Origin of the sequence: Streptomyces sp. NPDC102274, from assembly GCF_044766385.1 — a bacterium.
In the GTDB taxonomy this organism is placed as follows: Bacteria; Actinomycetota; Actinomycetes; order Streptomycetales; family Streptomycetaceae; genus Streptomyces.
The window spans coordinates 211,875-225,160 of record NZ_JBIWLW010000011.1; the positions used below are offsets into that span (position 1 = coordinate 211,875).

13 protein-coding genes are annotated in these 13,286 nt (G+C 72.3%); 6 read left to right on the plus strand and 7 right to left on the minus strand.

Going from position 1 to position 13,286, the window contains the following annotated elements; genetic code table 11:
- Window positions 1-56: 56 nt before the first annotated feature.
- Window positions 57-1,355 (plus strand): DUF6986 family protein, encoded by a 1,299-nt coding sequence (locus ACIRQP_RS17920; protein WP_403890510.1) that lies wholly within the window; start codon window positions 57-59, stop codon window positions 1,353-1,355.
- Window positions 1,356-1,453: 98 nt separating this feature from the next.
- Here the strand turns inward: ACIRQP_RS17920 and ACIRQP_RS17925 are convergent, their stop codons facing one another.
- Window positions 1,454-2,497: a LacI family DNA-binding transcriptional regulator gene (locus ACIRQP_RS17925; RefSeq protein ID WP_403890513.1), complete on the minus strand. Its 1,044-nt coding sequence runs from the start codon at window positions 2,495-2,497 to the stop codon at window positions 1,454-1,456.
- A gap of 204 nt (window positions 2,498-2,701) precedes the next feature.
- On the opposite strand from ACIRQP_RS17925, the gene ACIRQP_RS17930 reads away from it, so the two are divergent.
- The gene (locus ACIRQP_RS17930) at window positions 2,702-3,658 is read left to right on the plus strand and encodes an ROK family protein (protein WP_403890516.1); all 957 of its coding nucleotides are present in this window, start codon (window positions 2,702-2,704) and stop codon (window positions 3,656-3,658) included.
- A 143-nt stretch (window positions 3,659-3,801) separates the two neighbouring features.
- On the opposite strand, the gene ACIRQP_RS17935 is transcribed toward ACIRQP_RS17930, so the two are convergent.
- Window positions 3,802-4,257 carry a hypothetical protein gene (locus tag ACIRQP_RS17935; RefSeq protein WP_403890519.1) on the minus strand — a complete coding sequence of 152 codons (456 nt, stop codon included), beginning with the start codon at window positions 4,255-4,257 and terminating at the stop codon, window positions 3,802-3,804.
- Window positions 4,254-4,442 (minus strand): hypothetical protein, encoded by a 189-nt coding sequence (locus ACIRQP_RS17940; protein WP_356516437.1) that lies wholly within the window; start codon window positions 4,440-4,442, stop codon window positions 4,254-4,256. Before ACIRQP_RS17940 ends, ACIRQP_RS17935 begins: the two co-directional genes overlap by 4 nt.
- Window positions 4,443-4,672: 230 nt before the next feature.
- On the opposite strand from ACIRQP_RS17940, the gene ACIRQP_RS17945 reads away from it, so the two are divergent.
- Window positions 4,673-5,719 (plus strand): NUDIX domain-containing protein, encoded by a 1,047-nt coding sequence (locus ACIRQP_RS17945; protein ID WP_403890523.1) that lies wholly within the window; start codon window positions 4,673-4,675, stop codon window positions 5,717-5,719.
- Between the two features lie 106 nt (window positions 5,720-5,825).
- Here ACIRQP_RS17945 and ACIRQP_RS17950 read toward each other — a convergent pair whose 3' ends face one another.
- On the minus strand, window positions 5,826-7,190 hold the full coding sequence (locus ACIRQP_RS17950) for a dipeptidase (protein WP_403890526.1): 1,365 nt from the start codon (window positions 7,188-7,190) through the stop codon (window positions 5,826-5,828).
- Window positions 7,191-7,339: 149 nt separating this feature from the next.
- Between ACIRQP_RS17950 and ACIRQP_RS17955 the strand changes: the two genes are divergently transcribed.
- The 3 genes from ACIRQP_RS17955 to ACIRQP_RS17965 all read left to right on the plus strand — a co-directional run bounded on the left by ACIRQP_RS17955 (window position 7,340) and on the right by ACIRQP_RS17965 (window position 11,112).
- Window positions 7,340-8,644 (plus strand): geranylgeranyl reductase family protein, encoded by a 1,305-nt coding sequence (locus ACIRQP_RS17955; RefSeq protein ID WP_403890529.1) that lies wholly within the window; start codon window positions 7,340-7,342, stop codon window positions 8,642-8,644.
- 509 nt (window positions 8,645-9,153) lie between these two features.
- Window positions 9,154-10,290, plus strand: a complete 1,137-nt coding sequence (locus ACIRQP_RS17960) for a histidine kinase (RefSeq protein ID WP_403890673.1) — start codon at window positions 9,154-9,156, stop codon at window positions 10,288-10,290.
- 156 nt (window positions 10,291-10,446) lie between these two features.
- Window positions 10,447-11,112: a response regulator gene (locus tag ACIRQP_RS17965; RefSeq protein WP_403890532.1), complete on the plus strand. Its 666-nt coding sequence runs from the start codon at window positions 10,447-10,449 to the stop codon at window positions 11,110-11,112.
- On the opposite strand, the gene ACIRQP_RS17970 is transcribed toward ACIRQP_RS17965, so the two are convergent.
- From ACIRQP_RS17970 to ACIRQP_RS17980, 3 genes are all read right to left on the minus strand, one after another.
- Entirely contained in the window at window positions 11,073-11,402 is a 330-nt protein-coding gene (locus ACIRQP_RS17970) for a DUF6332 family protein (RefSeq protein WP_403890535.1), read from the minus strand. The two genes, ACIRQP_RS17965 and ACIRQP_RS17970, sit on opposite strands and share 40 nt — an antisense overlap.
- A 72-nt stretch (window positions 11,403-11,474) precedes the next feature.
- A complete protein-coding gene (locus ACIRQP_RS17975; protein ID WP_403890538.1) occupies window positions 11,475-11,822 on the minus strand; it encodes an SCO4225 family membrane protein in 348 nt (115 codons plus the stop codon).
- Window positions 11,823-11,971: 149 nt separating this feature from the next.
- Window positions 11,972-13,255, minus strand: coding sequence for an MFS transporter (locus ACIRQP_RS17980; RefSeq protein WP_403890541.1), 1,284 nt, complete (start codon window positions 13,253-13,255; stop codon window positions 11,972-11,974).
- Window positions 13,256-13,286 lie beyond the last annotated feature (31 nt).

Genomic DNA, 13,286 nt, shown 5'->3' on the forward strand with positions numbered 1-13,286 from the left:
TAACTTCATTCAACGGATTGTTGATTCCGCAGAGCGGAAAGTTGGAGGGTGTGGGAATGGGGCAGCAGGAGAAGGTGGCCACGAGTCTCCCGGACGCGGTCGGCGCGGCCGTCGGCGCCTCCCTCGCGTCGGTCGACGCGGAGCTGGCCCGCCGCTACCCCGGCGAACCGGGCACCCGCCAGCCCGTCCACACCGTCTACGTACCCGGCGACGCCTTCACCGCGGACACCATCCGCTCCTGGGGCGACCAGGCGATCGCCGCCCTCGACGCACACGCCCCCGACGCCGCCTCGCTGGCGCGGGTGCTCGGCCTCTCCGACGAACTGGCCGGACCGGTGTACGAGCGCGTACGGGACAAGCTGGGCCGCGAGCCCGTCGAGGACCTGCGCATCGACTTCGAGGACGGCTACGGCCCCCGCACCGGCCAGGAGGAGGACGAGGACGCCGCCCGCGCCGCCCGGCTGGTCCACGAGGCGTACGGGAACGGCACCGCCGCCCCGTACATGGGCATCCGCATGAAGTGCCTGGAAGCCGCCCCGCGCGACCGGGCGATCAGGACCCTCGACATCTTCCTGAGCGGACTGATGGAGGCGGGCGGCCTTCCCGAGGGGCTGGTTCTGACGCTCCCCAAGGTCACCTACCCCGAACAGGTCGCCGCGATGGCGCGGCTGGCCGGGGAGTTCGAGAAGGCGCGCGGTCTGGAGCCGGGCCGGATCGGGTTCGAGATCCAGATCGAGACCAGTCAGTCGATCCTCGCGGCGGACGGCACCGCCACCGTGGCCCGGATGATCGACGCGGCCGACGGCCGGGCCACCGGGCTGCACTACGGCACCTTCGACTACAGCGCCTGCGTCGGGGTCAGCGCCGCCTACCAGTCGAGCGACCACCCGGCCGCCGACTACGCCAAGGCCGTCATGCAGGTCGCCGCCGCCGGAACGGGCGTACGGGTCTGCGACGGCTCCACCAACGTCCTGCCGGTCGGGCCCACCGCACAGGTCCACGAGGCGTGGAAGTTGCACTACGGCCTCACCAGGCGCGCGCTCGCCCGCGCCTACTACCAGGGCTGGGACATGCACCCGGGCCATCTGCCGACCCGCTACGCCGCCGTCTACGCGTTCTACCGCGAGGGCCTGGCGCCGGCGGCCGCCCGGCTGGCCGCCTATGTCGCCAAGGCGGGCGGCGATGTGATGGACGAACCCGCCACCGCCAAGGCGCTCAGCGGCTATCTGCTGCGCGGACTCGACTGCGGCGCCCTCGACGGCGACGAGGTCACCGGGCTGACCGGCCTGACCCGCGCCGAGCTGGAGACCTTCGCGATCCCGCGCCGCGCGGACCTGACGGTCAGCACTCCGTAGCGGGGCCCGCGTCACTCCGTAGCGGGGCCCTCGTCGCCGCTCCCGCCCCCGCGCCCGCGAGGGATAGGGGGCGGCGACGAGCCGTCGCCCCCGCGCTGCTACTCCTGCGCCGGAGGCGGGATCTCTCCCGAACCGCGGGCGATCAGCCGCGTCGGCAGCACCACCTGTGCCGGGGCGTCGGCCGCCCCGTCGAGCCGGTGGAAGAGCCGCTCCGCCGCCGTACGGCCCAGGGTCGCCGCGTCCTGCGCGATGACCGTGACGCCGGGGTCCAGCAGATCGGCGAGTTCGATGTCGTCGAAACCGACCAGGGCGACGGGCCGGTCGTGCGCGGCCAGTACTCGTACGACCGTCACCGTCACGCGGTTGTTGCCCGTGAAGATCGCGGTGACCGGTTCGGGCCCCGCGAGCATCGCGACGACGGCGTCATGTACCCGCCTCGGGGCCGTCGTGCCGAGCGAGACCCAGTCGTCGTGTATCGCGAGCCCCGCGTCCGCCATCGCCGTGCGATAGCCGCGCAGCCGTTCGCTCGCCGTGTGGATACGGGGCTGGTCGCCGATGAAGCCGATCCTGCGATGACCGTACGCGATCAGATGGGCGACCCCCGAGCGGGCTCCGCCGAAGCTGTCGGAGAGTACGGCGTCCGCGTCGATCCGCCCGGCCGGACGGTCCACGAAGACCGTCGCGACCCCGGCCTTGATCTCCGGTTCCAGATAGCGGTGGTCGTGCCCGGCGGGGATCACGATCAGCCCGTCCACCCGGCGCGCGCAGAGGGCCAGCACCAATTCCTGCTCGCGGTCCGGGTCCTCGGCGCTCGATCCGTTGATCAGCAACGCGCCATGGGCGCGGGCGACTTCCTCCACGGCGCGGTTCAGCGGCCCGTAGAAGGGGTCCGCGAGGTCCTCCAGGACCAGGCCGATGCTGGCGGTGCGGCCCTTGCGCAGCACTCGCGCCGAGTCGTTGCGGCGGAATCCCAGCGCGTCGATGGACTCCTGGACCCGGCGCTCGGTGTCGGGTGTGACACCCGGCTCTCCGTTGACCACCCGGGAGACCGTCTTGAGTCCAACTCCGGCACGTGCGGCCACATCCTTCATCGTGGGCCTGTTGCCGTAACGGGGCTCGGAGCGGCGGGTGTTGTCGGCCACAGTGCGCTGTCCTGTCGTCGTTGCTTCAGTGTTCCGGCGTTCGTTCGCCGGTCACTTTGCCGTGGGTTTGCCCGCCACGGCTGTGGCGTCGAGCATAGGCCCTGGACAACGTTGTCAGGGGAATGGAGACTGTTCATCGAAGCCGCTGTTCCGTCCATCCCCGGTATACGCGGGGATACCTCATCGCCGGGAGATCCCACACCGATGCATACCGACCCCGTTGCCGCACTCGACATCGGCGGCACCAAGATCGCCGGCGCGTTGGTGGACGGCAACGGCAGGATCCTCGTACGGGCACAACGCCCCACCCCCGCGCGGGAGGACGGCGAGACGGTGATGCGCGCCGTCGAGGCGGTCCTCGCCGAGGTGTCCGCGTCCCCGCTCTGGGCGTCGTCCACGGCGATGGGCATCGGCAGCGCCGGCCCCGTGGACGCCTCGGCCGGCACGGTCAGCCCGGTCAACGTCGCGGGCTGGCGCGACTTTCCACTGGTGGAGCGGGTGCGGATGGTCACCGGCGGGCTGCCGGTGACGCTCGTCGGGGACGGCGTCGCCATCACCGCCGCGGAACACTGGCAGGGCGCCGCCCGCGGCTATGACAACGCGCTGTGCATGGTCGTCTCCACGGGGGTCGGCGGCGGGCTCGTCCTGAACGGCAAGCTCCACCCGGGACCCACCGGCAACGCCGGGCACATCGGCCACATCAGTGTGGACCTGGACGGCGATCTCTGCCCGTGCGGCGGCCGCGGCTGTGTGGAACGTATCGCCAGCGGCCCCAATATCGCCCGCAGGGCGCTGGAGGGCGGCTGGGAGCCGGGACCCGACGGTGACACCTCCGCGGCGGCGGTGGCCGCCGCCGCGCGGGCCGGGCATCCGGTCGCGATCGCCTCCTTCGAGCGGGCCGCCCAGGCACTGGCCGCCGGGATCGCCGCGACCGCCACCCTGGTCGAGATCCGCATCGCGGTCATCGGCGGCGGAGTGGCGAACGCGGGCGAGGTGCTCTTCGCACCGCTGCGCCGCTCGCTCCAGGACTACGCCTCGCTCTCCTTCGTCCAGGGGATCAAGATCGCCCCGGCGCTGACCGGGCGGGACGCGGGTCTGGTGGGCGCGGCGGCCGCCGCCGCGCTCGGCGGACGGGACGGGACTTCGGACCTGCTGGTCTAAGGGCTGTCCCGTTGTCCCTGGTGGATCAGTGCGTAGCTGTCGTCGCGCACCCGCCGGGGACAACGGGACAACTCTTGGCCAGACCGTGTCCGACCAATCCCGCCCGGCTCGCGGTGTCCGGCACGCGCGCTCGCCCCGAGGGCTCAGCGGGTCGTCTGGCAGGCCATGCGCTTGCTGCCCCGGAACCTCACACACAACTCGGTGTCGTTGCCCGCGTCCTCGGCCGGCCAACTGTGCGTCAGCGCCCTGCCGGAACGGGTGGCCGTCGCCCTGTCGATGAGCTGTCCGTTCCGGAACAGGGACACGGTGCGGGAGGTGACCTCCCTCGGCGGATTGGTCCAGATCCCGGTGATCGCGTTCCGGCCGCCCTGCCCCTCCAGCCTGATACAGATCTGCGGTCCCGAGAAGTGGTGGGTGCAGGCGCTGCTGTCGGCTGCCGCCGGGGTGGCGCTCAGCGATACGGCGAGGCCCGCGAGCGCGAGCGTCAGCGCGGACCGCCTGGCGCGCGGCAGTGGGGCGGGTGGCGGCGTGGCGGGCGGCGGTGGGTCGGCCGCGGTCGGTGTTCCGGTCGGGCCGATTCCCCGTGGCGTAGGCGTCACTTGGCGCCGCAGGAGCCCGAGTCGGTCGCCTGGTGCGGTACGACGACGAGGAACACGTCCGAGTCGAGATCCATCACGACCTCGGCCGGTGTGCCCTCGTCCCGCCGTGCCCGCGCGAACTCCTCCGCGGGCCAGCTGCCGCGCGGTCCTCCCGCGGGAAACTTCTCCAGCACCGTCCGGCGCATTGGTTACCCCCTTGCCCTGTCGAGCTCTCAACGACGTCCCTCGGGGTTGTGTTACGGCCCGGCGGGGACATCGGTCCGTACAGGAGACGCCCAGGGGGCCTCAGGACGACCTCGATCCGGACACAGCTCGGACACGACGGTCGGCCGGTGCGGGCTCCCCGGTCTGCCCGGGGGTTTCCGGGGCAGGGTGTTGCGGGCAGTCCACTGAGGGCTATGGAAGAGGGGGAACCGTGATCGTCTGGATCAACGGTGCGTTCGGAGCGGGCAAGTCCAGCACCGCGCGCGAACTGATCGACCTGATCCCGAACTGCACTCTGTACGAACCCGATCTGATCGGCGGGACACTGACGGAGCTGCTGCCGCAGAAGCGGCTCGCCGAGGTGACCGACTTCCAGGACCTGCCGATCTGGCGGCGTCTGGTGGTCGACACGGCGGCGGCTCTGCTGGCCGAGGTGGGCGGGGCGCTCGTCGTGCCGATGACACTGCTGCGCCAGGAGTACCGGGATGAGATCTTCGGCGGGCTCGCCTCGCGTCGGATCCCCGTACGGCACGTGTTGCTGACAACAGATGAAACGATCCTGCGCGGACGGATCGCGGCACGTGAGGCCCGTGAGGACGACCCGGGCGGGCATGGGGTGAACGAGCGCGGCCGGCGCGGGGGCGACGCGTACATCGAGCCCTACCGCGCGGCGCTCGGCTGGCTTACGGGCGACGCCCTCGTGATCGACAACACCGGTCTCACGGTGCGTGAGACCGCCGTCTGTCTCGCGGAAGCGGTACGGACCGGCACGGCGGGAGTCTGCGAGATCGTGCAGACTCCCGAGCCGACCGCCGAGACCGTCGCGGCGGGCGTCCTGCTCTTCGACGAGCAGGACCGGGTCCTGCTCGTCGATCCCACGTACAAGCCCGGCTGGGAGTTTCCCGGCGGTGTGGTGGAGGCCGGTGAGGCGCCCGCCCGCGCCGGGATACGTGAGGTCGCCGAAGAGATAGGCATTGAACTCACCGATGTGCCCGGCCTGCTGGTCGTCGACTGGGAACCGCCGAGACCGCCGGGCTACGGCGGACTGCGGCTGCTCTTCGACGGCGGTCTGCTCCCGGCGCGCCTCGCCGGACAACTGGCGCTGCCGGGGCCCGAGCTGCGGGCCTGGCGTTTCGTCGGCGAGGAGGAGGCGGGGCGGCTGCTGCCGCCCGCCCGTTACGCACGGCTGCGCTGGGCCCTGCGGGCCAGGGAGCGCGGGACCGTACTCAACCTGGAGGACGGGATCCCGGTGGGCTGACGGCCTCCCCACAGCCCCGTCAGGTCTGCGCCGGTCCGGCTCCGGTCCCGCTCGGCTCCCGCTCCTGTTTCCCGCTCCGGTCCAGCTCAGGGCCTCTCAAGTCCCGTCAAACGCGCTTGGACCGTGCGTAGTTGACCAGGAACAGGGCCTCGGAGACCGACAGGCGCTCCAACTCCTCGGGGGAGACGCTCTCGTTCACCGCGTGGATCTGCGCCTCCGGCTCGCTCAGCCCGATCAGCAGGATCTCCGCGCGCGGATACAGCTCGGCCAGGGTGTTGCAGAGCGGGATGGAGCCGCCCATTCCGGAGGCTTGCATCTCCTGGCCGGGATACGCCACGCGCATCGCGTCGGCCATCGCGGTGTACGCGGGGCTGGAGGTGTCCGCGCGGAACGGCTGGCCCTGACCGATCTGCTCCACCGCGACCCGCGCACCCCACGGCGTGTGCTTCTCGATGTGGGAGAAGAGCAGTGCGGTCGCCTCGGCCGTGTCCTGGCCCGGCGGAACCCGCAGATTGACCGTCGCCCGCGCGCTCGCCTGGATCGAGGGGGTGGCGCCCACCACGGGCGGGCAGTCGATGCCCAGGACGGTCACGGCCGGGCGGGCCCAGATCCGGTCGGCGACCGTGCCCTCGCCGATCAGACCGACACCGTCGAGCACCTTGGCGTCCTTGCGGAAGTCGGCCTCACCGTAGGCCAGTCCGTCCCAGACGGAGTCCGAGGCCAGCCCGTCCACGGTGGTGGAGCCGTCCTCGGCGCGCAGCGAGTCGAGCACCCTGATGAGCGCGGCGAGCGCGTCGGGCGCCGCTCCGCCGAACTGGCCCGAGTGCAGGTTGCCTTCGAGGGTGTCGACCGAGATCCGGACCGTGGTCATGCCGCGCAGCGTGGCCGTGACCGTCGGCAGGCCCAGCTGGAAGTTACCGGTGTCGCCGACGACGACGGCGTCGGCGGCCAGCAGCTCCGGGTGGGCTTCCGCGTACCGTTCCAGACCGCCGGTGCCCTGCTCCTCCGAACCCTCCACGATCACCTTGACGTTCACCGGTACCCCGCCGTTCGCCTGGAGAGCGCGCAGCGCCAGCAGATGCATCAGGAAGCCGCCCTTGCAGTCGGCCGCCCCGCGTCCGTACCAGCGGCCGTCGCGCTCGGTCAGCTCGAAGGGCGGTGTCACCCAGGCGTCCTCGTCCAGCGGCGGCTGTACGTCGTAGTGGGCGTAGAGCAGCACCGTGGGCGCACCCTCGGGGCCCGCCAGCAGGCCGTAGACGGACTGGGTGCCGTCCGGGGTGTCGAGTAGCGCGACATCCTGGAACCCCTCGGTACGCAGCGCGTCGGCGACCCAGCCCGCGGCGGCCTCGCACTCGCTCCTGGGGAACACCGCGGGATCCGCCACTGACCGGAAGGACACCAGCTCCGCGAGCTCCGTACGGGCACGGGGCATCAGCGACGCTATGGTCTCGGCGATCGGATTCGCGGTCATGGGCACGCTCCTGGTGGGTACGACGTTGTCTCAGTCGGGTGTACGTCGAAGTCACTGCCGATCCTCCCACAGCGGGTTCACCGAGCCAGCGCCGTAGGATGCCGTTCGACAGCAGGGGCCACCGGTCGGATCAGGAGCAGAAGCACATCGTGAGCAGCGAGAACGCAGACGCCGGAAGCGAGCACGACGAGCCGGTGTGGGATGTCGTCGTGGTCGGCGCAGGGCCGGCGGGAGCCTCCGCGGCATACGCGGCGGCGGTCGCGGGCCGTCAGGTGCTGCTGGTGGAGAAAGCCGAGTTGCCCCGCTACAAGACCTGCGGGGGCGGGATCATCGGGCCCTCGCGCGACTCACTGCCCCCGGGCTTCGAGTTGCCGTTCCGGGACCGGGTGCACGCGGTGACCTTCTCCCTGAACGGCAAGCTCGCCCGTACCCGCCGCTCCAAGCGCATGCTCTTCGGGCTCATCAACCGCCCGGAGTTCGACGCGAGCCTGGTGGAACACGCGCAGAAGGCCGGCGCGGTGCTCCGTACCGGTGTGACGGTCTCGCGCGTCGAACAGCACGGCCCGGCCGTGCCCGACCGCCGTACGGTCGCCGTCGTCCTGGCGGACGGCGAGACGGTGCTGGCGCGGGCCGTGGTCGGCGCGGACGGCAGTGCCAGCCGGATAGGCGCTCATGTCGGTGTGAAGCTGGACCAGGTGGACCTGGGGCTCGAGGCCGAGATTCCGGTACCGGCGACGGTCGCCGAGGACTGGGCGGGGCGGGTGCTGATCGACTGGGGTCCGCTGCCCGGGAGTTACGGATGGGTGTTCCCGAAGGGCGACACGCTCACCGTCGGGGTGATCTCGGCGCGCGGCGAGGGCGCCGCCACCAAGCGTTATCTGGAGGACTTCATCGCCCGGCTCGGGCTCGCCGGGTTCGAACCGGCGGTCTCGTCCGGGCATCTGACCCGGTGCCGCAGCGAGGACTCACCGCTGTCGCGCGGCCGGGTGCTGGTGTGCGGGGACGCGGCGGGGCTGCTCGAACCGTGGACCAGGGAGGGGATTTCCTTCGCCCTGCGCTCCGGGCGGCTCGCGGGGGAGTGGGCGGTACGGATCTCGGAGTCGCACGACGCCGTGGACGCCCGCCGTCAGGCGCTGAACTACGCGTTCGCCATCAAGGCCGGGCTCGGCGTGGAGATGGGCGTCGGCCGGCGGATGCTGGCCATCTTCGAGCGCAGGCCGGGACTGCTGCACGCGGCGATCACGGGGCTGCGCCCGGCGTGGAACATGTTCGCGGACATCACCCGCGGTTCGACCACGCTGGCCGGTGTCGTGCGGACCCGTCCACTGGCCCGCCGCGCGCTGGATCTGCTGGACCGCCGACAGCCGGGCGAGACCGGGACGCCGGACAGCGGGACGCCGGAGCCCGGTGTGGCGGGAGTGACGGGTGCGCCGGAGGCGGACGCCCGGGAGTGAGCGACGGGCCCTGACCGGGAGAGCGGCCGGCTCCGGGCGGCAACTCGGAGCCCGCGTCCCGAGGCCCGCGACGAGCTGTTCACGCACGCCTCGCGGCGCCTCGCGTACGAAGTCGGGCTGATGGACCGCCGCCGTACGTCCCGGCGCGATGACGGGCCGGTTCGCCGGGGCGTCCGGTACTCCCCAGGGCCGGGGCGTCCGGTACTCCCCAGGGAGTAGGGGTGGTCACCTCGCCCGGCTGACGCCCGGAACACACCCGCCGGTCTAGCGTGACCGGTATGGAAGAGCAGCACAGCCGCCGGGGCCGGTGGTGGGAAGGGCGCCGGGCCGGAGGCCGGGGCGGCGGCCCCCGGTGTCGGCGCGGCGGTCCTCCCCGGGCGCGCGGCGGTGGCCGCTGGTCGTACAGCGGCCATCGGTCGTACGGCGGTGGCCGCTGGTCGTACGGTGGCGCTCCCCCGGGACAGGACGGAGCGCCGTTCCGGCTGCCCGGGGCCCGCCGCCCCGGCGGAATGGGAGGCCGGCCGCCCTGGCCGTCCACCCTGTTCCTGGCCGTCTTCGTCCTGGTGGGGACCGCCTTCGCCGCGGCCGGCCAGCCCGATCGGCAGCCCCTGGACGGCTACGCGCGGCTGCTGCTGCTCGCCGGGGCAGCACTGCTGCTGTTCCGTCGGAAGCACCCCGTCATCGTTGTGTTCGGGGTCTCGGCGACCGCGCTCGTGTACTTCGCCGCCGGCTATCCGTACGGACCGGTCTTCGTCACCGTCGCGGTCGCCAGCTTCGCCGCGATCGTCACGGGTCACCGGCGGGCGGCCTGGTGGGCGGTCGGCACGCTCTGGGTGGGGCATCTGCTGATCGCGCACTGGCTCTACCGGTGGCTGCCCCCGGCCCACGACCGGCTCGCGCCCTGGGGACAGGAGCTCGTCATCGCGGCCTTCGTGGTCGCCCTCTGCGCGGCCTCCGAACTCGTCCGGGTGCGCCGTGAGCAGTGGGCCAGGGAGGACGCCGAACGCACGGTGGCCAAGAAGCGGCGGGAGAACGAGGAGCGGCTGCGGATCGCCCGTGAGCTGCACGACGTACTGGCCCACTCGATCTCGGTCATCAACGTTCAGGCGGGCGTGGGGCTCGCCCTGCTCGACTCCGATCCCGAGCAGGCCCGCACCGCCCTCACCACGATCAAGGCGGCGAGCAAGGAGGCGCTCGGCGAGGTACGGCAGGTCCTCGACACCCTCAGAACGCCCGGCGACGCCCCACGCGCCCCCGCCCCGGGCCTCGACCGGCTGCCCGAGCTGGTCGAACAGGCCGCGAGCGCCGGACTGACCGTCGGCATCCGGCGGGACGGGGAGCGGGCGGCGCTGCCGCCCGGCACCGATGTGGCCGCCTTCCGGATCATCCAGGAGGCGCTGACCAATGTGGTGCGCCACTCAGGGTCCCGTACGGCCGAGATCGGCCTCGGTTACGCGCCAGGGCTGCTGGAGCTGCGTATCGACGACGCGGGTCCGGCCACCGGCGGTGACGCGGGGGGCGGCGGCAACGGTCTGGTCGGCATGCGCGAGCGGGCCGCCGCGCTCGGTGGCACGATCGAGGCCGGCCCGCGCGCGGACGGCGGTTTCCGCGTACGGGCCACGCTCCCGCTGCGCCCCGAGGACTGAACACCCGAAGTCCGACAGCGGTTCGATTCCCCGGGTCCGAATCTCCCGGGTCCGAATCCCCCGGGGTCCGAATCCCCGGGGTCCGAACTCCCGGCGCCCCAGCCCGGACTTGAACACCCAGGGCCTGAGCAGGGCCTGAACGCCCAAGGAGACACCGTGATCCGAGTACTGCTCGCCGACGACCAGTCGCTCGTACGCGCTGGCTTCCGCGCGCTGCTCGCCGCCCAGCCGGACATCGAGGTCGCGGGCGAGGCGGCGGACGGCGAGGAGGCGCTGCGCCGGGTGCGTGAACTGAGCCCCGATGTGGTGCTGATGGACATCCGGATGCCGCTGCTCGACGGGCTCGCCGCGACCCGCCGGATCACCGAGGACGGCCGGCTCGACCAGGTGAAGGTGGTCATGCTCACCACCTTCGAACTCGACGAGTACGTCTTCGAGGCGATCCGCTCCGGCGCCTCCGGCTTTCTCGTCAAGGACACCGAACCGGAGGAACTGCTGCGCGCGGTGCGGGCGGTGGTGGAGGGGAACGCGCTGCTGTCCCCCGGGGTCACCCGCCGTCTCATCGCGGAGTTCGCGTCCCGCTCCAAGGCGCCGACGGGCCTCGCGGAACTGTCGGCGCTCACCGAGCGGGAACGGGAGGTGATGGCCCTGGTCGGGATCGGACTCTCCAACGAGGAGATCGCCCGCCGACTGGTCGTCAGCCCGCTCACGGCCAAGACGCATGTCAGCAGGACGATGGTGAAGCTGGGCGCCCGCGACCGGGCCCAACTGGTCGTCCTCGCCTACGAGTCCGGGCTGGTGCGGCCGGGCTGGCTCGGCTGATCGGCGTGCTTGACGGGCTGCTGACCCGGGAGTTGCCCCGCCGGCCCCCGACCGGACCGCGGGAAGCGCCACAGGACCTGGACGACACGGGCCACGAACGTGAGACCCGCGGCGACGGCGGCGATGTGCCGGAGCGCGTCCGGCAGGTCGAAGTACCACGCCGGTCCCGCGATGACGCCGTACACCAGCCCCGCCGCCAACGCACCCGTCAGCACGGCGAAGCCGATCTCGACCGTGATGGCGTCCCGTTCGGCGTCGCTGCGCGTGGTCCCCGCGATTCGTCTCCCCATGGCCCGAGTCTGACCACGCCCGGGGCCCGGGACAAGACGCCACCCCGGCCGGCCGGCCGCGGTCTGCCGGGGTCAGGCCCCGTGGGGGTGCGCCGAACCCTGCGCGTTGCGCAGCAGCCGTACGAACGCCCCGATGGCCGCCGCCTGGATCAGCACCGAGAGCACCAGCGCGGGATAGAGGAACCCGGCGGACTCCGCGACCGCGTCGCCCAGCAGCCCGCCGCCGACGAAGAACGCGAAGATGGTCGGCGCGGCGAGGAAGAACAGCCACACACCGGCGAACGAGGCGTCCTGGTGCTGTACGAAGAGGGTGTCGACCGCGACGAACACCGTCGCCGCCGCGACCAGGCCGAGATAGACCTGTGACGCGCGATTGCCGAAGGTCAGCCGCGCGAGTCCGGTCAGCCATCCTGAATTCATTGCTCTGTCTCCCCTGAAGCGGTTGTCCCCCCAAGGGTGGTTCGGTCCGAACGGATGTGCCTGAGTACGGCTACTCATCCGCCGGTCGCGCCAACTCAGGCGGTCGCGCCGGCTCAGGCCGGCGCTCCACGTCAGGCCGGTGCGCCGGCTCAGGCCGTGGACTCCACCGGTCGCGCGGACTCCGCCGGTCCCGCCGACGCGTTCCGCGCCGAGTAGCCGATGAGTGCGGCGGCGCCCGCCAGCAGGGCCACCGTGGTCAGTGCGAGGGGCAGCGTGAACCAGTCGGCGAGAAAACCGATCGCGGGTGGCCCCAGCAGCATCCCGCCGTACCCCAGCGTGGAGGCGGCGGCGACCCCGCCGGGCCCCGCCAGCGCCCCCGCGCGGCCGATGGCCACGGGGAAGATATTGGCGAGGCCGAGACCGGCCACGGCGAAGCCGGCGAGAGCCTGCCAGGCGGTGGGCGCGAGCGCGCCGACCAGCATGCCGAGCGCTGCCGTGACGCCGCCCGCGACCAGGGCACGGGTCTGGCCGAGGCGCTCCAGCAGAGCCGTACCGGACAGCCGTCCCGCCGTCATGGCGAGGGCGAAGAGCGAGTAACCGGCCGCCGCCAGACCGGGGGTGGCGTCCAGATCCTGGGTGAGATGGAGCGCGCTCCAGTCGGCCATCGCGCCCTCGCCGTAGGCCGTGCACAGGGCGATCGCACCGAAGAGGAGGACCAGGCGTCGGGTGCGTCGGTCGAGCCGCCGCGGTGCGGCCGCCGTCCCCTTCGCGGTCGCCTCCGCCTCGCGCTCCCGCTCCGTACGCTCAGGGACGGGCGCGGGGTGCCGCAGCAGCGTGGGGCCGGTGACGGCGGTGACGAGCAGACCGAGGCCGGTCAGCAGGGAGAGATGGACGGCGGGGGAGAGCCCGCCCGCGAGCAGCCCGCCCAGCCCCGCCCCGACCATGCCGCCGAGGCTGAACGCGGCGTGGAAACTGGAGATGACCGGGCGCCGCAGGGCGGCCACGATATCGACGGCCGCGCTGTTCATCGAGACGTTCAACGCTCCGTACGCCGAGCCGAAGACCAGCAGCACCAGCCCGAGCGTCAGGGCCGAGTGGGTCTGTGGCGGCAGCACGATGCTCAACGAGAGCAGTACGGCACACACCACCGTCACCGGATGGCTGCCGAAGCGCCGGCAGAGCCGGCCGGTGAACACCATCGTCACGACGGCGCCCGCGGAGACGCCGAGCAGCGCGAGTCCGAGATCGCTCGCCGAGGCCCCGGTCTGCTGCTTGATGGCCGGGATACGGACCACCCAGCCGGCGAACATGAAACCGTCGAGGGCGAAGAACACGGTCAGCGCGATGCGGAGGCGGGACGGTGAGGACCGGGAGCCGGGTTCTCCGGCGCGTCCTCCCGAGAGAGCCGTCCGTACTTTGTTTAGGTGCGGCACAAAGTGAGCATAGGTGCCGTGGCCCGTCCTC

Excerpts from the sequence above, each read along its gene's own strand:
- ACIRQP_RS17920 (WP_403890510.1), top strand. The coding sequence starts at position 57 with ATGGGGCAGCAGGAGAAGGTGGCCACGAGTCTCCCGGACGCGGTCGGC.
- ACIRQP_RS17930 (WP_403890516.1), top strand. The coding sequence starts at position 2,702 with ATGCATACCGACCCCGTTGCCGCACTCGACATCGGCGGCACCAAGATC.
- ACIRQP_RS17940 (WP_356516437.1), bottom strand. The coding sequence starts at position 4,442 with ATGCGCCGGACGGTGCTGGAGAAGTTTCCCGCGGGAGGACCGCGCGGC.
- ACIRQP_RS17950 (WP_403890526.1), bottom strand. The coding sequence starts at position 7,190 with ATGACCGCGAATCCGATCGCCGAGACCATAGCGTCGCTGATGCCCCGT.
- ACIRQP_RS17960 (WP_403890673.1), top strand. The coding sequence starts at position 9,154 with ATGGGAGGCCGGCCGCCCTGGCCGTCCACCCTGTTCCTGGCCGTCTTC.
- ACIRQP_RS17970 (WP_403890535.1), bottom strand. The coding sequence starts at position 11,402 with ATGGGGAGACGAATCGCGGGGACCACGCGCAGCGACGCCGAACGGGAC.
- ACIRQP_RS17975 (WP_403890538.1), bottom strand. The coding sequence starts at position 11,822 with ATGAATTCAGGATGGCTGACCGGACTCGCGCGGCTGACCTTCGGCAAT.